Source organism: Janibacter corallicola NBRC 107790, from assembly GCF_001570965.1.
In the GTDB taxonomy this organism is placed as follows: domain Bacteria; phylum Actinomycetota; class Actinomycetes; order Actinomycetales; family Dermatophilaceae; genus Janibacter; species Janibacter corallicola.
The window spans coordinates 1-21,811 of record NZ_BCSR01000046.1; the positions used below are offsets into that span (position 1 = coordinate 1).

The 21,811-nt window shown below is 72.1% G+C and carries 19 protein-coding genes and 2 pseudogenes; 10 read left to right on the plus strand and 11 right to left on the minus strand.

Annotated elements, in window-relative coordinates; translation table 11 throughout:
* The 3 genes and pseudogenes from JCO01S_RS13085 to JCO01S_RS13095 form a co-directional block, all read right to left on the minus strand.
* A pseudogene (locus tag JCO01S_RS13085) lies at positions 1–1,507 on the minus strand (hypothetical protein); the annotation flags it as partial.
* Positions 1,508–2,017: 510 nt separating this feature from the next.
* Positions 2,018–2,353, minus strand: coding sequence for a helix-turn-helix domain-containing protein (locus JCO01S_RS13090; protein WP_068256532.1), 336 nt, complete (start codon positions 2,351–2,353; stop codon positions 2,018–2,020).
* Positions 2,350–3,378: a tyrosine-type recombinase/integrase gene (locus JCO01S_RS13095; protein ID WP_245634442.1), complete on the minus strand. Its 1,029-nt coding sequence runs from the start codon at positions 3,376–3,378 to the stop codon at positions 2,350–2,352. The genes JCO01S_RS13090 and JCO01S_RS13095 overlap by 4 nt, the downstream gene beginning before the upstream one ends.
* Positions 3,379–3,721: 343 nt before the next feature.
* Between JCO01S_RS13095 and JCO01S_RS15525 the strand changes: the two are divergent.
* Both JCO01S_RS15525 and arsC read left to right on the plus strand, forming a co-directional pair.
* Positions 3,722–3,925 (plus strand): annotated as a pseudogene (locus JCO01S_RS15525) (endonuclease/exonuclease/phosphatase family protein); the annotation flags it as partial.
* A 46-nt stretch (positions 3,926–3,971) separates the two neighbouring features.
* On the plus strand, positions 3,972–4,334 hold the full coding sequence (arsC, locus tag JCO01S_RS13100; protein WP_068256535.1) for an arsenate reductase (glutaredoxin): 363 nt from the start codon (positions 3,972–3,974) through the stop codon (positions 4,332–4,334).
* Positions 4,335–4,380: 46 nt separating this feature from the next.
* On the opposite strand, the gene JCO01S_RS13105 is transcribed toward arsC, so the two are convergent.
* Both JCO01S_RS13105 and JCO01S_RS13110 read right to left on the minus strand, forming a co-directional pair.
* Positions 4,381–4,701 (minus strand): putative quinol monooxygenase, encoded by a 321-nt coding sequence (locus JCO01S_RS13105; protein ID WP_068256538.1) that lies wholly within the window; start codon positions 4,699–4,701, stop codon positions 4,381–4,383.
* 16 nt (positions 4,702–4,717) lie between these two features.
* Entirely contained in the window at positions 4,718–5,842 is a 1,125-nt protein-coding gene (locus JCO01S_RS13110; protein ID WP_068256541.1) for a hypothetical protein, read from the minus strand.
* A gap of 29 nt (positions 5,843–5,871) precedes the next feature.
* Here JCO01S_RS13110 and JCO01S_RS13115 point away from each other — a divergent pair, with 29 nt between their 5' ends.
* The 6 genes from JCO01S_RS13115 to JCO01S_RS13140 all read left to right on the plus strand — a co-directional run bounded on the left by JCO01S_RS13115 (position 5,872) and on the right by JCO01S_RS13140 (position 12,128).
* Positions 5,872–6,942, plus strand: coding sequence for an App1 family protein phosphatidate phosphatase (locus JCO01S_RS13115; protein ID WP_068256544.1), 1,071 nt, complete (start codon positions 5,872–5,874; stop codon positions 6,940–6,942).
* Entirely contained in the window at positions 6,935–7,795 is an 861-nt protein-coding gene (locus JCO01S_RS13120; protein WP_068256547.1) for an Fpg/Nei family DNA glycosylase, read from the plus strand. Before JCO01S_RS13115 ends, JCO01S_RS13120 begins: the two co-directional genes overlap by 8 nt.
* A 177-nt stretch (positions 7,796–7,972) precedes the next feature.
* Positions 7,973–8,716 carry a (Fe-S)-binding protein gene (locus tag JCO01S_RS13125; protein ID WP_281189212.1) on the plus strand — a complete coding sequence of 248 codons (744 nt, stop codon included), beginning with the start codon at positions 7,973–7,975 and terminating at the stop codon, positions 8,714–8,716.
* Positions 8,713–10,215: a lactate utilization protein B gene (locus tag JCO01S_RS13130; RefSeq protein WP_068256554.1), complete on the plus strand. Its 1,503-nt coding sequence runs from the start codon at positions 8,713–8,715 to the stop codon at positions 10,213–10,215. The genes JCO01S_RS13125 and JCO01S_RS13130 overlap by 4 nt, the downstream gene beginning before the upstream one ends.
* A complete protein-coding gene (locus JCO01S_RS13135) occupies positions 10,212–10,868 on the plus strand; it encodes a LutC/YkgG family protein (RefSeq protein WP_068256556.1) in 657 nt (218 codons plus the stop codon). Before JCO01S_RS13130 ends, JCO01S_RS13135 begins: the two co-directional genes overlap by 4 nt.
* A gap of 54 nt (positions 10,869–10,922) precedes the next feature.
* On the plus strand, positions 10,923–12,128 hold the full coding sequence (locus JCO01S_RS13140) for a CapA family protein (protein ID WP_084342914.1): 1,206 nt from the start codon (positions 10,923–10,925) through the stop codon (positions 12,126–12,128).
* A 33-nt stretch (positions 12,129–12,161) separates the two neighbouring features.
* Here JCO01S_RS13140 and JCO01S_RS13145 read toward each other — a convergent pair whose 3' ends face one another.
* The 3 genes from JCO01S_RS13145 to JCO01S_RS13155 are packed head-to-tail and all read right to left on the minus strand — an operon-like array spanning position 12,162 to position 14,967.
* Complete coding sequence (locus JCO01S_RS13145) at positions 12,162–13,004, minus strand: DUF4097 family beta strand repeat-containing protein (protein WP_068256563.1); 843 nt, start codon at positions 13,002–13,004, stop codon at positions 12,162–12,164.
* On the minus strand, positions 13,001–13,681 hold the full coding sequence (locus tag JCO01S_RS13150; protein WP_068256566.1) for a response regulator: 681 nt from the start codon (positions 13,679–13,681) through the stop codon (positions 13,001–13,003). The genes JCO01S_RS13145 and JCO01S_RS13150 overlap by 4 nt, the downstream gene beginning before the upstream one ends.
* On the minus strand, positions 13,678–14,967 hold the full coding sequence (locus tag JCO01S_RS13155; protein ID WP_068256569.1) for a sensor histidine kinase: 1,290 nt from the start codon (positions 14,965–14,967) through the stop codon (positions 13,678–13,680). The genes JCO01S_RS13150 and JCO01S_RS13155 overlap by 4 nt, the downstream gene beginning before the upstream one ends.
* Positions 14,968–15,085: 118 nt before the next feature.
* Between JCO01S_RS13155 and JCO01S_RS13160 the strand changes: the two genes are divergently transcribed.
* Positions 15,086–17,023, plus strand: a complete 1,938-nt coding sequence (locus tag JCO01S_RS13160) for an endonuclease/exonuclease/phosphatase family protein (RefSeq protein ID WP_068256571.1) — start codon at positions 15,086–15,088, stop codon at positions 17,021–17,023.
* Between the two features lie 31 nt (positions 17,024–17,054).
* Here JCO01S_RS13160 and JCO01S_RS13165 read toward each other — a convergent pair whose 3' ends face one another.
* Both JCO01S_RS13165 and JCO01S_RS13170 read right to left on the minus strand, forming a co-directional pair.
* Positions 17,055–17,834 carry a fructosamine kinase family protein gene (locus JCO01S_RS13165; RefSeq protein WP_068256573.1) on the minus strand — a complete coding sequence of 260 codons (780 nt, stop codon included), beginning with the start codon at positions 17,832–17,834 and terminating at the stop codon, positions 17,055–17,057.
* Positions 17,831–19,303, minus strand: a complete 1,473-nt coding sequence (locus JCO01S_RS13170) for an NAD-dependent malic enzyme (protein ID WP_068256575.1) — start codon at positions 19,301–19,303, stop codon at positions 17,831–17,833. Before JCO01S_RS13170 ends, JCO01S_RS13165 begins: the two co-directional genes overlap by 4 nt.
* Before the next feature lie 153 nt (positions 19,304–19,456).
* Here JCO01S_RS13170 and JCO01S_RS13175 point away from each other — a divergent pair, with 153 nt between their 5' ends.
* Positions 19,457–20,671, plus strand: a complete 1,215-nt coding sequence (locus JCO01S_RS13175; RefSeq protein WP_068256577.1) for an ATP-binding protein — start codon at positions 19,457–19,459, stop codon at positions 20,669–20,671.
* 58 nt (positions 20,672–20,729) lie between these two features.
* Here the strand turns inward: JCO01S_RS13175 and JCO01S_RS13180 are convergent, their stop codons facing one another.
* On the minus strand, positions 20,730–21,659 hold the full coding sequence (locus JCO01S_RS13180; protein WP_068256581.1) for an oxidoreductase: 930 nt from the start codon (positions 21,657–21,659) through the stop codon (positions 20,730–20,732).
* Between the last annotated feature and the right edge of the window lie 152 nt (positions 21,660–21,811).

The following is a 21,811-nucleotide window of genomic DNA, read 5'->3' on the forward strand; positions in this document are numbered from 1 at the left end:
GGAGCCGCTGGCGGCGGGCCCAGCGCAGAAATCGCAGCAGAGGTCTGCGCTGGGTGGGGGCCTCGGACAGGTACATCTCCAGCTGTCCCTGGCTGCACGTGCCCAGGTCACTGTCGCTCTCGTGCAGCCACTGCAGGAATCTGGCAGCGACCACGACCTGGTGACGACTGGCGTACCGACGACCGTGACTCAACCCGCCTCGTTCGGCTCGGCGTCGTGCCGCTGCCAGGACCCGCCACCGCGCGTACCGATCCAGGATGGATCGATCCGTTGGGGCCGCAGTATCGACGAGGCGTTGCAGGTCGGCCCGGAGGCGGGCCAACGGGTTGTCCCGTTTCGGGATGGAGCCGCTTACCACGAGCAGAGAACGTAGGTGTTCGATGGCCGCGGCCGCTCCACCGCGATCTCCGGCGGCCTCGTCCAGCGCCTCGTGGCTGGGGGCCACTCCGTGTGACGCCAGGCGACGCACCACCTGGGCACCTTCGCTGTGGCGCAGCCACCTGAGCTGGGTTCGCGGTACCGGAGCCTGCTGGATCACCACGGCCAATGGCTCCCAGCCGCTGGGCCGGCCGGCCTCCGGCCCGGCGACGAGGTCGGTCAGCTGAGCCGTCAGGATGCACCGCAGACACGTCACGGCTCCGGCGTGGCTGTAGCACCACGTGGTCTGCGCGCACAGGGCGCAGGCTTCCCAGCGCCCTCGATAGCACTTCACGCAGATGGTCAGACCGCCCCGTTTGGAGCGGCTCTCCTCGGTGCGCCCGCACAGGTCACAGCGGCTGGTCGGCGGTTGGTAGCAGTTGGCGCACAACGCCTCCCTGGTTGCCTTGTCCCTGCTCGCGACCGGTGCCCGCGTGCCGCAGGAGCCGCATGCCTCCCACGTGGTCCGGTCTCGGCGGCGACACCCTGAGCAGCGGGGCCCTCCGCCCGGCCCCCCGTGGTCGGCCGCGGGCTTCAGGCGTCCGCACTGCGAGCACGGGTGGTGGGGCTTGCGCTTGTGATAGCAGTGCGCACACAGGACCGTGTCCTCATCGAGGCGTTTTCCGACCGGCCGCACGCGCCCGCACTCACTGCACGGGTGGGTGTTCGCCTTGCGCAGGCAGTTCCCGCAGATGCGGTGACCGTTCTCGCGGGGATGCGGCAAACGCTTGACGTCCCCGCAATGCTGGCAGGCCGGCGCGACGAGCCCAGACACGCCGGTCTCGGCCAGCGTAGCGATCAGGTCAGCGACGACCACCGGGGCGCGGTTGTCGCCACGGCCCAATGCTCCCGGGTGCTCCGTCAGGTAGGCGGCCAGCGAGGCCAGCCGGTTGTCCGCCGACGCGACACGCTCGATCGCCTCCTTCGTCGCCGTCTCCCCCGCGTGCGGGTCGAGAGAGCAGACCTGGTCCATGACCATCGCCACGCGGGCGGCGCGGCGATCGCGGGCGGACCCCCGGATGGACGAGCGTGCCGCCTGCCGCTTGTAGCAGCGCAGGCAGATCGGGCCATCCGATCGGTGCTGGTTCACCCTGCGGACCTCCCCGCACACGGCACACTCGCGCCACGTCGACTCATCCGTGGCGGCGCACGTCTGGCACACCGGCCCCTCGGCGGTTCTGCGATGGACGCGCCGGTCCCGACCGCACAGCAGGCACCTCTCGCGACGGACACGCTCGTAGCACCGATTGCACTGCCTGCCCTCGGGGTGTGCCCGCTCGAGCACCACGTCATCCCGGCCACACCCCACGCAACGAAGGGGTGGGAGCCCGGCGACGTCGAGGCGCTGGAGCTCGATCAGCAGGCGGTAGACCAACCGCGACATGGCCCCCGTGGGATGGACCAGCTCGTCGGGACGTCTCAGCACCTGCCTCGAGAGGCGCTTCAACGTCTCCACGCGTGGCGCCGCCGCGTCGAAGGCCGCGCTGATGCTGTCCACCGAGGCGGTGGGGTACGCCGCGAGGACAGTCTCGAGGGCTGACGCGCAGATGTGCGCCCGTTGCTGCGGGGTGCCTTGAGGTCGTTCCACACCTGTCGGGAGCTACTCCCTGAACACCTCCGCCCGGCGGGGACGGCCCAAAGTCGACGGCGCATCGGAATCGTGCGAGGTTCCGCCGGCCGCTCGTTTCGGCCGGGTCGTGGCAGCGATCGTGTACGGCTCGATCAGGTCCCCGGGCTCACACTCCAGGGCATCGCACAGGGCAGCCAGCACGTGCAGGCTCAACCGTTCAGGAGTCCCGGTCACGAGTCGGTAGACCTGCGAGGGCGAGAGCTCGACCCCCCGATCGGCCAGCAGGGGCACCAAGTCGCTCGTGGCGAACATGCCCCGATCGGCCATCAGTTTCCGCAGGTTCCACGTGTACTTCACGGCCCTCATCGTCCTGCTCCCTCCTCACCTATCGAGGGTGGCCGGGCGGCCACACCCCGTGATTCCAGGACGCCGTCGGCAACGGCGTTTCCCAACGCCTGCCGCAGCATCGTGTTCATGTAGTCCGAACTGACCCCGGCATAGATCGAGGTCGTCGACGCCCACGCGTGACCGACCTGCTGTTGGATGAAGTAGGGGTCCCAGCCCGCTTCGACCAGGTGGGTGACGTAGGAGTGGCGAAGACTGTGCAAGCGCAGCTCACCGGGCAGGCCAGCGCCGTCGATGTATTGCCGGAACCGGCCCTCGAGATACGAGGCACTGACCCGGCCGCCACGCTCGGTCGGCCACATCATGGTGCGCTGGCCCACGCCGTACATCGGGCGCACGTCCTCGAGGTACTCCTCCATCACCCCCACAATCCACGGGAACACGGTCAGCACCGTGCGCCGTCGAGGGGGAGATCCCTTCGACGCCTTGCCGTAACGCACCAAGCATGACCCCAACGACCCGAGTCCCGGTGCGGCAGAGTTGCGGTGGAAGTCCGTGACCGCCAGCTTGGTGACCTCGCCCCTCCTCAGCCCGAACGCGTACGTCGTCTTGAGCAGGGTCGCATCACGGAAGGCCGCCAAGGCTCCCTTGCGCCCGGACGCCGCGGCCCTCACGACCTGCTCATCAGCGAAGTCGAACAGAGCCTGAACCTCGGCCGTGGTGAAGGGACGCACCCGAGGGTTCGACTCGAACTCACTGACATGCCGAGCCACGTTCCACTCATGACACACCTGCACCGGGTGGGTCCCGAACCGCTCGAAGCACGCCTCCCCCCACCCATAGCGGGCGTCGACCAGGTAGTCGCAGAACATGGCCACCGACATCTGGTACGAGCGGATCGTCGAGTACGCCCGCTGCCGCGACCGCAGCTCAACCGTCCACGCCTCGATATCCGCAGCCTGCCACGCCCACGGGTACTCCCCGGTGAACTCGAAGAACCGCTCGACCGCCCTCACCCGAGTGGAGATCGTCGTCTGCGACAACATCCGAGCCCCCTGCTGCATGCGCCACCCACGCTGCATCGCCGTCCACATGGCCTCCTGCGGATCCAAGTGGACGACATCGCCACGCAGCAGCGACCACACCGACGCGGGCTGCTCGCCACGCCCTTCAGACCCCACCACTCGACCTCCCTAACCATGCGGCACCAGATGCACATATCATGCACCCAATGCAATCGACCAGGCAAGACCCGCCCCGTCAGCGGGTCTCGAGCCTGGCCTGACGCTTCGAGAACGCGTCCACCGACACCTCGGGACAGTGAGCGCCCTACTCCCCCAGCGTTCATCTGATGCACGAATCGTGCATCATTTCCTATAATGCTCGGAACCCGAGGAGAAGGGCCCGTGGTCCTGGTGGTCCTGGATGGGCGGTGCCTTCGACAGGGACACCGGGTGGCGCATCGACTACCACCTCGCCTCCCCGGCCCTGGCACGAAGGGCACGTACCGCCGGCACCGACCGACCGGCGTCGGCGGCCGAGCGGATCAGCGACCACGCACCGGTGGTCGTGGACTATGCCTTGGCACCCTGAGGAGGCGCGCCAGCGCCGTCTCGAAGGGGGCGGATACCGTGGCTCCATGAGCGACCTGACCCTGCTGCACAACCCGAAGTGCTCCACCTCCCGCGCAGCCCTCGAGACGATCGAGGGCGAGGGTGTCGAGGCCGACGTCGTCCAGTACCTCAAGGAGCCGCTCGACGAGGCCGCCCTGCGCGAGCTCATCGGCAAGCTCGAGGACGAGCCGACCGCCCTGGTGCGCCGGGACTCCTTCTTCAAGGAGCAGGGCCTGACCGACGCCGACGTGGCGAGCGTGGACCAGGTCGTCACGGTGCTCGTGGAGCACCCGCGGCTGATGCAGCGTCCGGTCATCGTCAAGGGTGACCGGGCGATCATCGGTCGGCCCAAGGACCGGGTCGCCCCCTTCGTCGCCGGCGGTTCCTGAGGCGCGACGAAGGAGCCTCGAAGGGCTGATCGCCGACCGGGCAGGGTCAGTCGACCCGCAGCTCACCCATCTCGTCCCAGCCGGCACCCTCGACGGTGCGGCTGATGATCCTCGGGGTCTCGGCGAGGGCCGGCTTCATGGCCTCCAGCCCCTTGGCGAAGTGGTCGCTGGTCACGTGGGCCTCGCCCGCGTCGTCCTGGAAGGCCTCGACGAGCACGTACTCGTCCTCGGCGTCCAGGCTCTTGCTCCACTCGAAGAAGATGTTGCCCGGCTCCGCGCGAGTGGCCTCGGTGAACTCCCGCACGAGCTCCGGCCACCGCTGCGTCCACTCGGGCTTGGTCCGGTACTTCACGACGATGAGGATCATGCCCCCACGCTAACGCTCAGTCCCGCAGCAGGGCACCGTGCTCCAGCAGGTCGGAGGCCGCGGCGCGGACCTGCTCCACCGCCCGTGGGTGCCCGCCGAGATCGGCGATCACGAGGTCGGTGAGCTCGGCGAGGGCTCGCGGGCGGTCCGCGGCCCGCCAGAGGGCGGCACCGGCCCCACCGAGACGAAGGGGGCGTGCCTCCGCCAGCACGAGCACCTCCCGATCGACCGCGATCGCGTCCGACCACGGTGCCCGCACCAGTCGCGTTGCGGCCGTGAGGTCCTCGCCGGTGTCGGCAGCGCCGTCGAGGTCGGCCCCAGCGGGATCGGTCCCGGCGGGGGGCGGCAGGTGCTCCCAGGTCTGCTCGGCAGGAGCGGCGCTCGCGAGGTGCTCGGTGACGAGCTCCCGGCAGCGGGAGATCTCGGCGTAGCGCAGCCGAGACGGGGGGCCGCCGGCGGTGGCGGCCTCGGCCAGCCGGTGCAGGCCGCCCGGCAGCCACCACGTCGAGGAGGTCTGCGGCAGCATCGCCAGCACCTGGTCCAGGAGGCCGACGGTCTCGATCACCGGCCGGGTCACCGCGGCGTCCCGCTCGAGGGTGAGCAGCGCCGCGATCCGGGGACGCGCCGGCGTCGCCCGCAGGCCCACCTCGTCCGGCGAGGGCTCCACCTTGTCCCCGGGCGTCGTCGGGTCGGCGATGAGCGAAGGGGGCTTGGGGTGCGGCGCGATCCGCCCGTCCGCGAGGAGGACGACGGTCTCGTCGCTGATGTAGCCCAGGCCCCGCCCGAGCTCGCGGGTCGCGGTGGACTTGCCACCGCCGGAGGCGGCGACGAGGACGAGGGCGCGGCCCCCTTCGTCCGCCAGCGCAGCAGCGTGCAGCAGGCTGGCCCGGCCACGCAGCCGGAGCAGGCCGGCGCGGGTCAGCTCCCGGGAGAGGGTGTAGGCCGACCCCTTGGCCACGAGGGTCTCCGGCTCGGGGTCCAGCACCGGGGTGCCCGACCCGAGGAGCTCCGCCGCCCGCTGCCAGCGCGCGGCCGTGGCCCGTGCCTCGTCGGCATCGAGCCGGTCGAGGTCCAGGCGCCACCGACAGCCCATCGACACCAGGTCCAGGTGCCGCTGCTGCGCCGGGGTTCGCTCACTCACGGGCGACATCCTCCCCTAGGCTCGGTCCTATGCCTCGACCGCACGCCGCCGCCCTCTTCGAGGACGCCTGGAACCGTCAGGCCGCCGGGCTGATGCGTCGGCGGGACTGGGGCACCCGCGTGCTCGCCTTCACCGGGTACGGCAGCACCGACCGGGTGCGGGTGCTCGGTCGGGTGCTCATCACGCGGCGCCCCTACAAGCCGGCGGGCGCCGACGCACGGGCGACGTGGCTGGAGCTGCGCACCGCCGAGAACGAACGGCGCGGCTGGCGCTTCTTCTTCACCACGCCGGCCGTCGGCGAGCCGGTGACCGTGATGATCGGTGACCGCGAGTACCGCACCCGGACCGACCGCTCCGGGATCATCGACCTGACGATCGTCGAGCACGGCCTCGAGCCGGGGTGGCACGACCTGCGGCTGCTCTCCCCGCGGGCGGCCGAGACGACGGCCGCGGTCCTGGTCGTGGACCCCGAGCAGACCTTCGGGATCGTCTCCGACATCGACGACACGATCATCACGACGACGATGCCGCGACCGATGATCGCGGCGTACAACACCTTCTTCCGGCACGAGGGCACGAGGCGCGCCGTCCCCGGCATGGCGACGATGTACCGCGAGCTGCTCGAGCAGCACCCCGGCGCCCCGATCGTCTACGTCTCGACGGGGGCGTGGAACGCGGTGCCCCCGCTGATGCGCTTCCTGCGCCGGGCCGGCTACCCCGTGGGCCCGATGCTCATGACCGACTGGGGCCCGACGAACACCGGCTGGTTCCGTTCCGGGCAGGACCACAAACGGGCCTGCCTGCACCGGCTCGCACGGGAGCTGCCGCAGGTGCGGTGGGTCCTCGTCGGAGACGACGGGCAGCACGACCCGAGCATCTACGGCGAGTTCGCCGAGCAGCTGCCGGAGAAGGTCCGGGCCATCGGCATCCGGCTGCTCTCGGCGACCGAGCAGCTGCTCAGCCACTTCACGCCCATCGCGACCGACGCCTACGAGCAGCACGTCGGCGTCGAGCTGCCGGTGTGCCGCGCCGCCGACGGCTACCTCATGCTCGACCAGATGCGCGAGGCACTCGTCTCGACCCACCAGCGCGATGCCTGAGCTGCCCGAGGTCCAGGCGCTCGTCGACTTCCTCGGCGAGCGGCTCGACGGGCTGGCGATCGAGGCCCTGGAGCTGGCCTCCTTCTCCGTGCTGAAGACCTTCGACCCACCGCCGCAGGCCCTCGAGGGTGCCCCGGTCGACGGGGTCCACCGCCACGGGAAGTTCCTCGACATCGACTGCGACGGAACCCATCTCGTGCTTCACCTGGCCCGCGCCGGCTGGATCCGCTGGTCCGAGAAGCTGCCCCGCACCCCGGTGCGGCCCGGCAGGTCGCCGATCGCCCTGCGGGTCCGGCTGGTCGACGGCTCCGGCTTCGACGTCACCGAGGCGGGGACGAAGAAGAGCCTGGCCGCCTACCTCGTCCGCGACGTGCAGGAGGTGCCCGGGATCGCCCGGCTCGGGCCCGACCCGCTCTCCACCGGCTTCACCCGGGAGGCCTTCGGCGAGCTGCTCGCCGGCCGCAATGCCCAGATCAAGGGGGTCCTGCGCGACCAGAGCATCATCGCCGGGGTCGGCAACGCCTACTCCGACGAGGTGCTGCACGTGGCGCGGCTGTCCCCCTTCGCGCTGACGGCCAGGCTCACCGACGCGCAGGTGGATGCCCTCCACGACGCGCTGCAGGAGACGCTCCGCTCCGCCGTGGCGGCCGCCAGCGGCAAGCCCGCGGCCGAGCTGAAGGACGCCAAACGGGCGGGGATGCGCGTGCACGGACGCACGGGAGAGGCCTGCCCGGTCTGCGGGGACGTCGTGCGCGAGGTGAGCTTCGCCGACAGCTCGCTGCAGTACTGCGCCACCTGCCAGACGGGAGGCACACCGCTCGCCGACCGGCGAACGAGCAAGTTCCTCAAGTAGTCGGCTGCGCTCGCCTTCCTCAGCCCGCTGAACGTGACGATTGCCACCAACCGCAGTGGGTATGGTCGGTCAGGAGTCCGCAATCCTCCGGAAGGTGCTGCCATGGAGCGTCGGCCTGGTCATCGTCATGTGTCTCCTGGTGGGGATGCGGTCGAGCGTCCTGGCCCGGATGCTCCCGTGGGCCGCGTCGCCCTCTTCGCCACCTGCTTCAACGACACGATGTGGCCGGAGACGCTCAAGGCCACCGTGCGACTGCTGGAACGGCTCGGCGTCGACGTGGACTTCCCGACCGCGCAGACCTGCTGCGGCCAGATGCACACGAACACCGGCTACGGCAAGGACGCCCTGCCGCTCGTCCAGCGCTTCGTCGACGTCTTCGAGGACTACGACGCGGTCGTCGCGCCGTCGGGCTCGTGCGTGGGCTCGGTCCGGGAACAGCACGAGTGGATCGCCGGCGACGCCGGCGAGGACCGGCTCGTCGAGCGGGTCCGGCGCACCTCGCCGAAGGTCCACGAGCTCTCGGAGTTCCTCGTCGACGTGCTCGGCGTGACCGACGTCGGGGCCTACTTCCCGCACCGGGTCACCTACCACCCGACCTGCCACTCACTGCGCATGCTGCACGTGGGCGACAGGCCGCTGCGGCTGCTGCGGGCAGTCCAGGGCATCGACCTGGTCGAGCTCCCCGGGGCGGAGGAGTGCTGCGGCTTCGGCGGGACCTTCGCGGTGAAGAACGCCGACGTCTCCATCGCGATGGGCTCGGACAAGGCCCGCAACGTCGTCTCCACCGAGGCCGAGGTGCTCGTCGCCAGCGACAACTCCTGTCTCGCCCAGATGGGCGGGATCCTGGACCGACAGCGGTCGGGCGTGCGGTGGATGCACCTGGCCGAGATCCTCGCGAGCACTGAGGAGGACGAGTCATGACGGCGTCCGAGTCCCGACGGACCACCTGGCGTGACCACCGGCCGGAGCCCGGCCCCGTCCGGGACACGCCTCCCACCTTCGTCGGCATGCCGGCCTTCCCCGACGCCGCCAGGGCTGCGCTGGACAACGCCCAGCAACGGCACAACCTGCACCACGCGACCCACACGATCCGGGACAAGCGGGCCGGGGTCGTCGACGAGATCTCCAACTGGCAGGAGCTGCGGGATGCCGGCGCCGACGCGAAGCAGGAGGCGCTGACCCACCTCGCGGAGCATCTCGAGGAGCTGGAGAGCAACCTGATCGCGGGCGGGGCCACCGTGCACTGGGCGCGCGACGCCGAGGAGGCCAACCAGATCGTCCTCGAGATCGCCCGCGCCAAGGCGACCGAGGAGATCGTCAAGGTCAAGTCGATGACGACCCAGGAGACCGAGCTCAACGAGGCGCTCGAGGCCGGCGGCATCGACGCGTGGGAGACCGACCTGGCCGAGCTGATCGTCCAGCTCGGGGACGACCTGCCCAGTCACATCCTCGTCCCTGCCATCCATCGCAACCGCAGCGAGATCCGGGAGATCTTCCGCGACCAGATGGGCAAGGTCGGGCGGCCCGCCCCGGAGGGGCTCTCCGACGACCCGGCCGAGCTGGCCAGTGCGGCGCGCCTGCACCTGCGGGAGAAGTTCCTGCGGGCGAAGGTGGGAGTCTCGGGCGCGAACTTCGCCATCGCCGAGACGGGCAGCCTCGTCGTCGTGGAGTCGGAGGGCAATGGCCGGATGTGCCTGACCCTGCCCGAGACGCTGGTCTCGGTGGTCGGCATCGAGAAGGTGCTGCCGACCTGGGAGGACCTCGGGCCCATGCTGCAGCTGCTCCCCCGCTCCAGCACCGCGGAGCGGATGAACCCCTACACGTCGATGTGGACCGGCGTGCACGAGGGCGACGGCCCCCAGGAGGTGCACGTCGTCCTGCTGGACAACGGCCGCAGCCACGTGCTCGGCGACCGGCTCGGACGCCAGGCGCTGCGCTGCATCCGCTGCTCGGCATGCCTGAACGTCTGCCCGGTGTACGAGCGCACCGGCGGCCACGCCTACGGGTCGGTCTATCCCGGCCCCATCGGCGCTGTGCTCAACCCCCAGATGCGCGGCACCGAGACCCCCATCGACAAGTCGTTGCCGTACGCCTCCAGCCTGTGCGGAGCCTGCTACGAGGTCTGCCCGGTCAAGATCAACATCCCCGACCTGCTCATCGAGCTGCGGGGCCGCGTGGTCGAGCAGGAGCGCCCGAACGCCGAGTCGGCCGCCCTGCGGGCCGCCCAGTGGGTCCTGGCGGACCCGAAGCGCCTGGGTGCCGCGCAGAAGGCCTCCAACGTCGTCGGGCACGTCGTCCGGGACCGCACGATCCGCGGGGTGCCCGGGCTCGGGGCCTGGACCAGCGCCCGCGACGTACCGACACCGCCCACCGAGTCCTTCCGGCAGTGGTGGGCCCGCGAGAGGGGCACGAGCGCATGAGCACCGCCAGGGACGACATCCTCGCCCGCGTCAGGGACGCGACCGCGGACGTCACCAGCCCCCCGCAGGAGACCCGACGTCCGCCGGTCCACGACCAGCCCGGGCCGGCCGCGCCGGAGGTACTCGATCTCTTCGTGGAGCGGGTCGCCGACTACAAGGCGCAGGTCATCCGCGTCGGACGTGACGAGGTCGCCACCACCGTGGCCGACGTGCTGCGCCGCGAGGGCTGCCGGTCCGTGATCGTCCCCGACGGGGTCGACGAGGACTGGGTGCGCACGATCGATGGCGTGGTGCAGGTCCGCCGCGACTCCCCGACGGTCACGCACGACGACCTCGACCGCACCGACGCGGTCCTGACCGGGTCGGCCGTCGGCATCGCCACGACGGGCACCGTCGTCCTCGACCACGGCCCGGACCAGGGCCGCCGGGAGGTCACGCTGGTGCCGGACACCCAGGTCTGCGTCGTGCGCAGCGACCAGGTGGTGCCCGACGTCCCCGAGGCGGTGCAGCGGCTGCGGCCGGACGGCTCGGGACACCCGCGCCCGTTGACGTGGATCAGCGGACCGAGCGCGACGAGCGACATCGAGCTGGTGCGCTTCGAGGGCGTGCACGGGCCGCGCACGCTCATCGTCCTGCTCGTCGACGACTCCTGACCCGGCGGCGTGCCGCCGCGGGAGGCAGCACCGCACCGCGCGTAGCGTGCAGCCATGGGACGGCATCGGGGAAGCCTTGCAGGGAGCGCACTGGTCCTCACGCTGCTGGCCGGCTGCGCCGGCAGCACCGCGGGGGGTGATGACCCGTCGAAGGACGCGTCGGGCAGTTCGGCGCCCTCGACGTCCTCGGGTCCCTCCGGTGCGTCGGACTCGCCGAGCGCACCGCCGGGCACCACGCAGGTGACCCTCGCGGCCTCCGGGGACCTGCTCCCGCACTCCTCGGTGCTCGAGAGCGCGCAGCAGGACGCCGAGGGGAAGGGCTACGACTTCGTCCCGATGTTCCGCGACGTACGCAAGGACATCTCCGCGGCGGACCTGGCCCTGTGCCACATGGAGACCCCGCTCTCGCCCGACGACACGAACCTCACGCGCTCCGGGGTGCTCGTCTTCAACAGCCCGCACGAGCTGGCCACCGCCGCGGCGAAGGTCGGGTACGACGGGTGCGACTTCGCCTCCAACCACACCTGGGACCGGGGCCGGCAGGGCGTCGCCGACACCCGGAAGGTCCTCACCGAGAACGACCTCGGCTACGCCGGGCCGGCCGTCAAGGACTCACCGGACCGGCGGCGGGCCACCTACGACGTCGGTGACGCCACGGTGGCCCAGCTCGCCTACACCTACACCCTCTACAACGACGGCAGCCCGACGACGACCGTCCCGCCGGAGGCCCCCTCGACCGGCCACAACCTCTGGCCGAAGGTCGGCACCGAGGGCATCCTCTCCGACGCGCGGGCGGCGAAGAAGGACGGCGCGGACTTCGTCGTCGTGAGCATGCACTGGGGCATGGAGTACCAGACCGAGCCCACCCAGCAGCAGCGGGAGATGGCCCGCACGCTGCTGGAGTCCGACGCCGTCGACCTCATCCTCGGCACGCACGTGCACGTCGTCCAGCCCTGCGAGACGATCAACGGCAAGACCGTCTTCTACGGGATGGGCAACTTCCTGTCCAACCAGTCACCGAAGACCGCGTCCTCCCTGCGGACCGAGACCCAGGAGGGGCTCTACGCGACGGTCACGTTGCGCGAGAAGGACGGCAAGGTCACCAGCTCGAAGGCGACCTACCAGCCGACCCGGGTCAACCTGGACGGTCACGTCATCGAGAAGGCGACCCCGAAGCAGCACCCGAAGACCTACGACCGGGTCGTCGGCACGCTGGACTCCCTGGGCAAGGGCGCCTGCGAGGCGAAACCGGCGTCCTAGCCGGACACGAGCAGGAACGTGTCAGCTCGGCGGTCAGCGCGGTCGGATCGTCAACCCACCGACACCGGTCGTGGCGCTGATCCGGCGAGGTGCCTGCGGGTCCTGCTCCACCAGGTTCGCGACGTCCTGCCCACTGGCGTCCACCCGGTAGGGGACCCTGCCCGGCACCCGGATGGTCAGGTCGCCGACCCCGAGGTCCGCCCGCACCCGGCGCGGCGGCTGCGCCACGTCGATGTCGACGTCCCCGACGCCGAGGTCGACCCGGACCCGGTCCGCTGCGGCGTCGACGACGTTCACGCTGCCCACCCCGCTGCGGACGTCGACGTCACCGGCCAGGCCCTCGACGCTCACCCCGCCGGCTCCCTGGTCGATGCGGGTGGCCGTGTCCTCGGGGACGAGCACCAGCCAGTCGACGCGACAGACCCCCGAGGTCAGCTCGGGGCAGTCCGCGGTCAGCGTCGCCTCGCGCCCGGAGGTCCGCACCGACACGTCCGGGTCCAGCAGGCCGGAGGTCACGGTCCGCGTCACGCCCGGTTCCTCCCCCGGCTCCACGGCGCGCACCCGGACCCGGCCGACGTCCGAGCTGACCCGCAGGGCGTCCACCCCCTTCGGCAGTGCCCGCGTGCTGGTCTCCTCGTGCTTGAGCATCGGGCCGAGCATGGCCAGACCGACGCCGGCGACGAGCAGCAGCGTGAGGAGCGCGGCGACCGTCCTGATCGGGCCCTTCGGGGTGCGGGCGGGCCGTACCTCGGCGGCACGCTCGGCCTCGGCGGCCCGGCGGTGCTCGCGCTGGGCCTCGGCGTCGCGCCGGTAGCGCTCCCGCAGCTCGGGATCGGTCGGCTCCGCGGATGTCGGTGCACCGGGTGTCGTGGTCATGAGTCCCCCTGGTCCAGCCAGCGCAGCACGGCGAGCACCCGGCGGTGGTCCCCGTCCGTGGGCGGCAGGTCGAGCTTGGTGAAGATCGAGGTCACGTGCTTCTCGACCGCCCCGCCCGAGATGTAGAGCTCCCGGGCGATCGCGGAGTTGGTCCGCCCCTGCGCCATGAGCCCCAGCACCTCGCGCTCCCGCGCGGTGAGCGCGGCGAGCGGGTCCTGGTGGCGGGCGCGGGTGAGCAGCTGGGTGACCACCTCCGGGTCGAGCACCGTTCCGCCGGAGGCGACCTCGCGCAGCGCCGCGATGAACTCGCTCGTGTCGGCCACGCGGTCCTTGAGGAGGTAGCCGACCCCCTTCGTCCGGGAGGCGACGAGCTCGGTGGCGTACTGCTCCTCGACGTACTGGCTGAGGACCATCACGGCGGTCTCCGGGTGGCTCTCGCGGACCTGCAGCGCGGCGACGATGCCCTCGGAGGTGAAGGTCGGCGGCATCCGCACGTCGACGACGACGAGGTCCGGGTCGTGCTCCGCCACCGCGGCGAGGAAGGTCTCCCCGTCCGGGCAGGCGGCGACGACGTCGAAACCCGCGGTGCCGAGCAGGCGCACGATGCCGTCGCGCAGCAGCACCGAGTCCTCGGCGAGGACCACCCTCGTGGTGGTGGGCTGGTCGGTGTCGGTCATCGCAGGCTCCGTCCTGGGCGAAGGGGGATGGTGGCGGTCAGGCGCGTGGGCCCACCGGGTGGGGAGTCCACCGTGAAGGTGCCGTCGACCGCGCCCACCCGCTGGCGCAGGCCGTTCAGGCCGGTGCCCCTGCCGGGGTCGGCGCCACCGCCACCGTCGTCGGTGACGACCACGGTGAGGGTCTGCTCCTCACGGGTGACGAGCACCTCGGCGCGCTCGGCGCCGGAGTGCTTGGCGACGTTGTTCAGCGCCTCGCTGACGACGAAGTAGGCGATCGCCTCGGTCGTCGGGTCCACCCGCTCCACACCGGCCACGTCGACGGCGACCGGCACGGTCGAGCGGGCCGCCAGTGCCGGGAGCGCCGCCTCCAGGCCGCGGTCGGCGAGGATCGGCGGGACGATGCCGCGGGCGACGTGGCGCATCTCGACGATGGCCTCCTTGGCCGACCGGTGCGCCTCGTCGAGCAGCCGGGCGGCGCCCTCGGGGTCCTCGTGGACCGCCTCCCTGGCCATGCCGAGGGTCATCGCGATGGCGACCATCCGCTGCTGCGGGCCGTCGTGCAGGTCCCGCTCGATGCGGCGACGCTCGGCCTCGACCGAGTCGACCGCCTCCCGACGGGAGTCGGTGAGGGTGTCCACCCGGGCGCTGAGGTGCTCCATGACCCGGCGCTGGTCCCGACCGAGCAGCCAGCGGCCGAGCATGACGTCGACGGTGGTGGCCAGGTGGGCGGCGACGGGCAGGAGCAGCAGCACGACGAGGGCGACCGCCCAGGTGGTGGCCAGGGCGGCGGTGCCGTCGACGTGGGTCAGCCCGTAGACCGACAGCCCCTCCTCGGGGAGGCGTCCGAGGTAGGCGGGCAGGGCGAGGACCACGACGCTCTGGGCGAGCACGACCAGCGTGATCGTCCCCGTGACGAAGCCCCAGAAGGCGTGCAGCGTCAGGTAGCAGACGCTGCGCCAGTTGTGCTCGTCGAGCAGCAGCCGCCACACCCACGAGTGCGTCGAGCGCCCCGGTGGGTAGATCGTGCGGCCGGTGAGACCGACGAGCCGGTGCCGCTCGGCGTGGCCGACCAGGCCGCAGAGCCACAGCGCCGGGACGAGCAGGACCAGCCCGATCCCACCGGCGAAGACGAGCAGCACCGCGGTGATGACGAGGCTGACGAGCAGCCCTGCCACGGGGCCGGTGATGACGCCGGTGACGAGGAGCAGCACGCTGCCCCAGCCGTCGAGCCAGCGTCGCGCCGGTCCCGGCCGGGGCAGGGGTGGGGTGAGGGTCTGCGTGGTCACGGGACCAACCTAGGTTCGCCCGGCCGCCACGTCTGCCCCGTGCTCCCCCCACTCGGGGTGGGGATTGCCCCCCTTCGCCCCGGCCCGTGCCCCCTGTGCCCGGCCCCGGTGCGGCAGGATGGCGACCGTGCGTGGGGTGGTGCGAACGGTGGCCGGTGGGGTCGGCTTCTGGCTGCTCATCGACCTGCTACGGGTGTGGGCGCCCTCGCTCATCACGATCTTCGGGCAGGCGGCCTCGACCCCTCCCGAGGCGATGGGAGGGTTCGCGCTCGCGGTCGTGCTGGCGGGCTGCCTGCCGGTGCTCCTCGTGCGGGTGCCCGCCCTCCCCGACCACGTGCTCCTCGCGACCGCCCTCCTGGGGGCCTTGGCGTGCCGGATCGCGCTGCAGATCGTGGGCGGCGGTGGGCCGCAGCTGTGGTGGGCCTCGGCCGGAGTCGCCTTCGCCGTGGCCTGGAGCTGCCTGGCCGCCCGGTGCCGGGGCGACCGCCTGGTGCAGGCATTCGCCGTCGGGATGGCCCTGGCGACCACCACCCATGCCGCCCTGGGCACCTGGGGGGCGGTGTGGCGCGACGACGTCTGGGCGTGGCTGCTGCTGGCCGTCCAGGCCGGGCTGGTCCTCGGCGCGCTGGCTGGAGGTTCCCGTGGCGAAGGGAGGAGATCGCCGGCGCCACGAGGGCTGGCCCTCGCGCTCCTGCCCGGCTACCTGGTGGCCGGCGTCTGGGCGGCCAACCCGGCGCGGGCGTCGGCCACCGTGGAGACCTGGGGCCCGGTGACGGTGGCGGTGGCGACCGTGGCCGCCGTCGCCCTCGCGTGGCCCGGGACACCCAGGCGGGTGCCCGCTGCGGCTGCCGGGCTGGCCGGACTCGGCCTGATGGCCGGGACCGCCGGGACGCTGCTGCCGGCCACGGCGAGCCCCTGGTCCCTCCCGGCCTACGTCGTGGGCCTGCCGACGCTCGTCGTGGTGCTGCGGGCGCTGGCGGGACGGGCTGCCGGCGCCGGGAGGACCACGCCGACGCTCGCCGCGGCGGGCGGGGCCGTCCTGTGGGTCGTGCTCTTCTTCGCCTACTACGCCGGCTACGACCTGGGCTACCGAGCCGACTGGCTGCTCGTGGTGGTGGCGGCCGTGCTGGGCGGGGCGGGCTTCCTCGCCACCCTCGGGAGGCCGCACCCCGAGCACCGACGGTCCCCGGGCCGGAGGGAGGACCCGCGGCCCGTCGAGCCCGTCGTGCCGCGACGGCGGCTCGTGGCCGCGAGCGCGGTCGGTGGCGCGGCGGTACTGGCCGGGGTGACGGCCGCCCTCGGTCCGCAGGCCACGATCCCCTCGGTCGCCGTGCCGGACGACGCCGACGACTCCCTCACCGTCGTGGCGTGGAACCTGCGGATGGGCTACGGCATGGACGGCACCTTCGAGCCCGCGCAGGTCGCACGCCTCATCGCGGAGCAGGAGCCCGACATCGTGCTCCTGAGCGAGGTCGACCGCGGCTGGCTGCTGAACGGCGGCCAGGACCAGCTCGAGATCCTCGCCGTGCTCCTGGGCATGGACGCCCGCTTCGGCCCGGCGGCCGACCCGGTGTGGGGCGATGCCGTCCTGACGGACCTCCCGGTGACCGGGGTCGACACCCACCCCCTGCCCTCGCACGGTGCCGTCACCGGTGCGCAGGCCCTCGCGGTGAACGTCTCCCAGGGTGGCCGGAACCTCGAGGTCGTCTCGACCCACGTGCAGCCCCACCCCGTCGCGGACGACGCGGACCGGGCACTGGCCCAGGCGCGGGACATCGCCGACCTCGTCGGCCGCCCGGGCGGGGACCGGGTCGTCCTCGGTGGCGACTTCAACCTCCGGCCCGGCGACCCCTCGTGGGAGGCCCTCCTCGGGGCAGGACTGCACGACGCCCTGTCGGGGGCCCGGCCAGCCCCCACCTCCCCCGCCGACGACCCGCGGCAGCAGATCGACCACGTCCTCGTCTCCGACGGCCTCGCCGCGAGTGACCCGCGCACCGTGCCGACGCTGCTCTCGGACCACCTGCCCGTCGTGGTGACCCTCGTGGCCACCGGCTGAGCCCCCTTCGCGAGCAGAGTCGCCGAGCCCCTCAGGCGTAGCGCCGGGCCATCTCCACGGCCTGGGTGACGTAGCCGCCGCCGAAGAGGACCGCGTGCAGCATCACCGGGTGCAGCTGGTGCAGCGCGACCCGCCCCTCCCAGCCGTCGGAGAGGGGTGCCGCCTCGTCGTAGGCGGCGATGATGCGGGCGATGTGGGGCGCGCGGAAGAGGAGCAGCATCGCCAGGTCGGTCTCGGCGTGCCCGCCGTGGGCCGCCGGGTCGATGAGCACCGCGCCCTCGGCGGTCCAGAGCACGTTGCCGGCCCACAGGTCACCGTGCAGCCGGGCGGGCGGGCGCCCGTCGTCGAACTCGCCGGAGGCCACCCGGTCCGCCACACGGTCGAAGAGATCGCTCTCCTGCTCCCACAGCCCCTGGGACCGGCCGGTGCGCAGCAGGTCGCGGATGCGCTGCTCCGCGTAGAACTCACCCCACGTGCTCGTCGGCTCCAGCGGCATCGGGATCGGCGACTCGGCCGGCCCGACGAAACCGTGGCCCGGCCAGCGCGCGGGCGGGGAGCCGAAGGCCGGGGCCCCTTCGGCATGGGTGGTCGCCAGGGCGGCGCCGAGCTCGTCGGCGTGGGTGGTCTTCGCCGGTGCGGGGTCGTACTGGACCAGGTCGATGTGGTCCAGGTCGACGTCGAGGACCTCGGCGACCCGGGCGCCCCCCTTCGCCTCGGCCTCGCCGAGCCACACCAGGCCCGCCGCCTCCCACGAGGAGTACCCACGGGGTGCGGCGGAGGTGTCCTTCCGGTAGGTGCGCGGCGCGCTCAACGGATCGGGATGTTCTGGGTCTCGACGGGGGCCGCGGTCGCGCGGGAGCCGACCTGGATCGGCGCCGTGGACCCGGAGGCGGACTTGCCGCCGTCCCCCGCGATGGCCAGGGCCACCGCCTCGGCGACGTCGGCGTGGAAGACGCTCGGGATGATGTAGCTGGGGTTGATCTCCTCGTCGGTGACCACTCCGGCGATCGCGTCGGCGGCCGCGATGAGCATGTCGGTCGTGACGTTCTCGGCGTCGGCGTCCAGCAGGCCCCGGAAGACCCCGGGGAAGGCGAGGACGTTGTTGATCTGGTTCGGGTAGTCGCTGCGACCGGAGGCGACGACCTTGGCGTACCGCGCCGCCTCGCCCGGGTCGATCTCCGGGTCGGGGTTGGCGAGCGCGAAGACGATCGCGTCCTCGTTCATGTGGTCACGGATCCACTCGCCCTTGAGGATGTCGGGAGCGGAGACGCCGATGAAGACGTCCGCGCCCTCGAGCCCGTCGGTCAGGTCGCCGCGCAGCTTGCGCGGGTTGGTACGGGCGGCCAGCTCCGCCTTCTGCGGGGAGAGGGAGTCGTCGTCCCGGGAGAGCAGCCCCTCCTGGTCGTAGACGACCACGTCCTTCGCGCCGGCGGCCAGCAGGAGGGTGACGATGGCCGAACCGGCCGCGCCGCCGCCGGAGACGACGACGTGCGCGTCCTCGAGCCACTTCTCGACGACGCGAAGGGCGTTGCGCAGTGCGGCGAGCACGACGATGGCGGTGCCGTGCTGGTCGTCGTGGAAGACGGGGATGTCCAGGCTCTCGCGCAGCCGGCGCTCGATCTCGAAGCAGCGCGGCGCGGCGATGTCCTCGAGGTTGATGCCCCCGAAGCCGGGGGCGATCATCTCCACGGCACGCACGATCTCCTCGGTGTCCTGGCTGGCCAGGGCGATCGGCCAGGCGTCGATGTTCGCGAACTGCTTGAAGAGCGCCGCCTTGCCCTCCATGACGGGCATGGCGGCCTCGGGACCGATGTTGCCGAGGCCGAGCACGGCCGAGCCGTCGGTGACGACGGCGACGGTGTTGCCCTTGATCGTGAGGCGCCGGGCGTCCTCGGGCTTCTGCGCGATGGCGGAGGAGACCCGCCCGACGCCGGGGGTGTAGGCCATGGACAGGTCGTCACGGGTCTTCAGTGCGACCTTGGAGCGGACCTCGATCTTGCCCCCGAGGTGGAGCAGGAAGGTGCGGTCGGAGACCTTGTGGACGTTGACGCCGTCGATGGCGTCGACCGCCTCGACGATGCCGTCGGTGTGCTCGACGTTGAAGCCGGAGCAGGTCACGTCAACGGTGAGCCGGTCGTGCCGGGAGTCGGCGATGTCGATGGCGGTGACGATGCCGCCCTGCTCTGCGATGACGGTGGCCACCCGGCCCACGACCGCGTAGTCCGTGGAGGTGTGCAGTCGGATCGTGACCGAGTATGACGAGGGGGTAGCAGCAGGCATGTGAGCAGTCTCGCACCGTTGCCCGCGATCGCCGTCGATGGGTGTGTATCGCGTCGTTTCAATAGTGGTTTAGATTCGTGCATCGACGACGCGCCGATGCACGAATCTGCGGATATATCCCCCTTCGCCTATACACCCGGATACGGTCGCATCGTGGACCCGATCACCAACCCCTATGCCCCCGGCGCCGGGCAGCGCCCTCCCGAGCTGGCCGGTCGCGACGAGCAGCTGAAACGCTTCGACGTCGTGCTCAAGCGGATCGTCGGCGGGCGGCCGGAGCGCTCGCTGATCCTCACCGGGCTGCGGGGGGTCGGCAAGACCGTGCTGCTGAACCAGCTGCGCTCCGCGGCGGTGCGCGCGAAGTGGGGCACCGGCAAGCTCGAGGCGCGCCCGGACCAAGGGCTGCGTCGGCCGCTCTCCAGCGCGCTGCACCAGGCGGTGCGCGAGCTCGGGCACACCCGGGAGGAGGAGGTCGAGCACGTCCTCGGGGTGATCAAGTCCTTCGCCCAGCGCGACGCCAAGCCGGGCACGAAGCTGCGCGAGGTGTGGAACCCCGGCATCGACGCGCCGGCGGTCAAGGGCCGGGCCGACTCCGGGGACATCGAGATCGACCTCGTCGAGCTCTTCACCGACGTGGGCGGACTGGCCGCCGACCTCGGACGCGGTGTGGCGATCTTCATCGACGAGATGCAGGACCTCGAGCCCGACGACGTCTCCGCGATCTGCGCCGCCTGCCACGAGATGAGCCAGAACGGCCTCCCCCTCATCGTCGTCGGGGCCGGCCTGCCGCACCTGCCGGCGGTGCTCTCGGCGAGCAAGTCCTACAGCGAGCGGCTCTTCCGGTACCAGCGGATCGACCGGCTGGCCCGGGAGGAGGCCGACCGCGCGCTCATCACGCCGGCGGAGGACGAGGAGGCCGGGTACGAGCAGGAGGCGCTGGACGCGCTGTACTTCGCCACCGGCGGCTACCCGTACTTCATCCAGGCCTACGGCAAGGCGGTGTGGGACCAGGCGCCGGAGTCACCGATCCGGGCCGAGGACGTGCGGGTCGCCTCCCCCGAGGCCGAGTCGGAGCTGGCGGTCGGATTCTTCGGCTCCCGCTACGAGCGCGCCACCCCCGGCGAGCGGGAGTACCTGCGGGCGATGGCCGACGTGGCCGCCGACACCGCGGCGAAGGGGGACGAGGAGCTCGACGACATCGAGTCCGTCGCGACCGCCGAGGTCGCCAAGCTGCTCGGCAAGAAGCCGCAGTCCCTCTCCCCCGCGCGGGACGCGCTGCTGAAGAAGGGCCTGATCTACTCCGGCGAGCGCGGGCGGATCGCCTTCACCGTGCCGCACTTCGGGCGGTACCTGCGCGAGCAGACCTGACGGGTCGACACCAGGCCCGTGAGCGACGCGCTGCGAGACGCCTGCTGCGTGGAGCTCCTCAGCCAGCGGTGGCAGGACCCAGCGGCGGATGGACCCCGGTGAGCTCCTCCGAGATCTCCCACAGGCGGCGCATCGCCTCCGGGTCTCGCGACCCGCGGGTGGACCCGACCGGCACGGGTCGGCCCCGCGTCTCGCGGAAGCCGCTCGGCCCGTAGAGCTGACCGCCGACCGCTCGTGGGTCCGTGGCGGCGCGCAGGGTGGGCATGGCCCCCTTCGCCGCGCTCTGCCCCGCCAGCCACGTGCCGGCGGCGACGAGCGGACGCACCGGCGCCGGCAGGTACCGGTCGAGCGTCGTGCGCGAGAGGCCCGGGTGCGCCGCGACCGCGATCGTCGGCGCTCCGGCGTCGGAGAGGCGCCGCTGCAGCTCGTGCGTGAAGAGCAGGTTGGCCAGCTTGGACCGGCCGTAGGCGGCCATCGGGTCGTAGCCACGCTCCGCCTGGAGGTTGTCGAAGTCCATCCGGCCGTCCCCGAAGCGGTGCGCCAGGCTCGTCACGGTCACCACCCGCGAATCCGGCGTCCCGAGCAGCGGGTCGAGCAGGAGCCCGGTGAGGGCGAAGTGGCCCAGGTGGTTGGTGCCGACCTGCAGCTCGAACCCGTCGGCGGTCACCCCCTGCGGCGTCATCATCAGGCCCGCGTTGTTGACGAGCAGGTCGATCCGCTCGTTCTGCTGGCTGATCTGCGCCGCCGCCTCGTGGACCGAGTCGAGCGAGGCGAGGTCGAGCCGAACGACCTCGGCTCCGGCGAGGTCGGCTGCGACAGCCTCCCCCTTCGCCACGTCGCGGCAGGCGAGGACCACCTTGGCACCCCGGGCTGCGAGCTCCCGTGCCGTGACGGCACCCAGCCCGGCGTTGGCACCCGTGACGACGACGGTGCGCCCGGTCTGGTCGGGGATGTCGTCGGGGGACCAGTGGTCTCGCGCGCGGGTCATGGGCCCAACCCTGTCACCGGTCGGCTCCGGCCCGTCACACTTGGCGGGTCCCCCGCGTCAGAGAGGTGACACCCGCACCGACGAGAGGCCGACCATGGACAGCACCCGGATCGAGGACTTCGAGCGCGAACGGCCACGGCTCGTCGCGCTCG

Excerpts from the sequence above, each read along its gene's own strand:
- JCO01S_RS13090 (WP_068256532.1), bottom strand. The coding sequence starts at position 2,353 with ATGAGGGCCGTGAAGTACACGTGGAACCTGCGGAAACTGATGGCCGAT.
- JCO01S_RS13095 (WP_245634442.1), bottom strand. The coding sequence starts at position 3,378 with ATGTTGTCGCAGACGACGATCTCCACTCGGGTGAGGGCGGTCGAGCGG.
- arsC (WP_068256535.1), top strand. The coding sequence starts at position 3,972 with ATGAGCGACCTGACCCTGCTGCACAACCCGAAGTGCTCCACCTCCCGC.
- JCO01S_RS13105 (WP_068256538.1), bottom strand. The coding sequence starts at position 4,701 with ATGATCCTCATCGTCGTGAAGTACCGGACCAAGCCCGAGTGGACGCAG.
- JCO01S_RS13115 (WP_068256544.1), top strand. The coding sequence starts at position 5,872 with ATGCCTCGACCGCACGCCGCCGCCCTCTTCGAGGACGCCTGGAACCGT.
- JCO01S_RS13120 (WP_068256547.1), top strand. The coding sequence starts at position 6,935 with ATGCCTGAGCTGCCCGAGGTCCAGGCGCTCGTCGACTTCCTCGGCGAG.
- JCO01S_RS13130 (WP_068256554.1), top strand. The coding sequence starts at position 8,713 with ATGACGGCGTCCGAGTCCCGACGGACCACCTGGCGTGACCACCGGCCG.
- JCO01S_RS13135 (WP_068256556.1), top strand. The coding sequence starts at position 10,212 with ATGAGCACCGCCAGGGACGACATCCTCGCCCGCGTCAGGGACGCGACC.
- JCO01S_RS13140 (WP_084342914.1), top strand. The coding sequence starts at position 10,923 with ATGGGACGGCATCGGGGAAGCCTTGCAGGGAGCGCACTGGTCCTCACG.
- JCO01S_RS13145 (WP_068256563.1), bottom strand. The coding sequence starts at position 13,004 with ATGACCACGACACCCGGTGCACCGACATCCGCGGAGCCGACCGATCCC.
- JCO01S_RS13150 (WP_068256566.1), bottom strand. The coding sequence starts at position 13,681 with ATGACCGACACCGACCAGCCCACCACCACGAGGGTGGTCCTCGCCGAG.
- JCO01S_RS13160 (WP_068256571.1), top strand. The coding sequence starts at position 15,086 with ATGGCGACCGTGCGTGGGGTGGTGCGAACGGTGGCCGGTGGGGTCGGC.
- JCO01S_RS13170 (WP_068256575.1), bottom strand. The coding sequence starts at position 19,303 with ATGCCTGCTGCTACCCCCTCGTCATACTCGGTCACGATCCGACTGCAC.
- JCO01S_RS13180 (WP_068256581.1), bottom strand. The coding sequence starts at position 21,659 with ATGACCCGCGCGCGAGACCACTGGTCCCCCGACGACATCCCCGACCAG.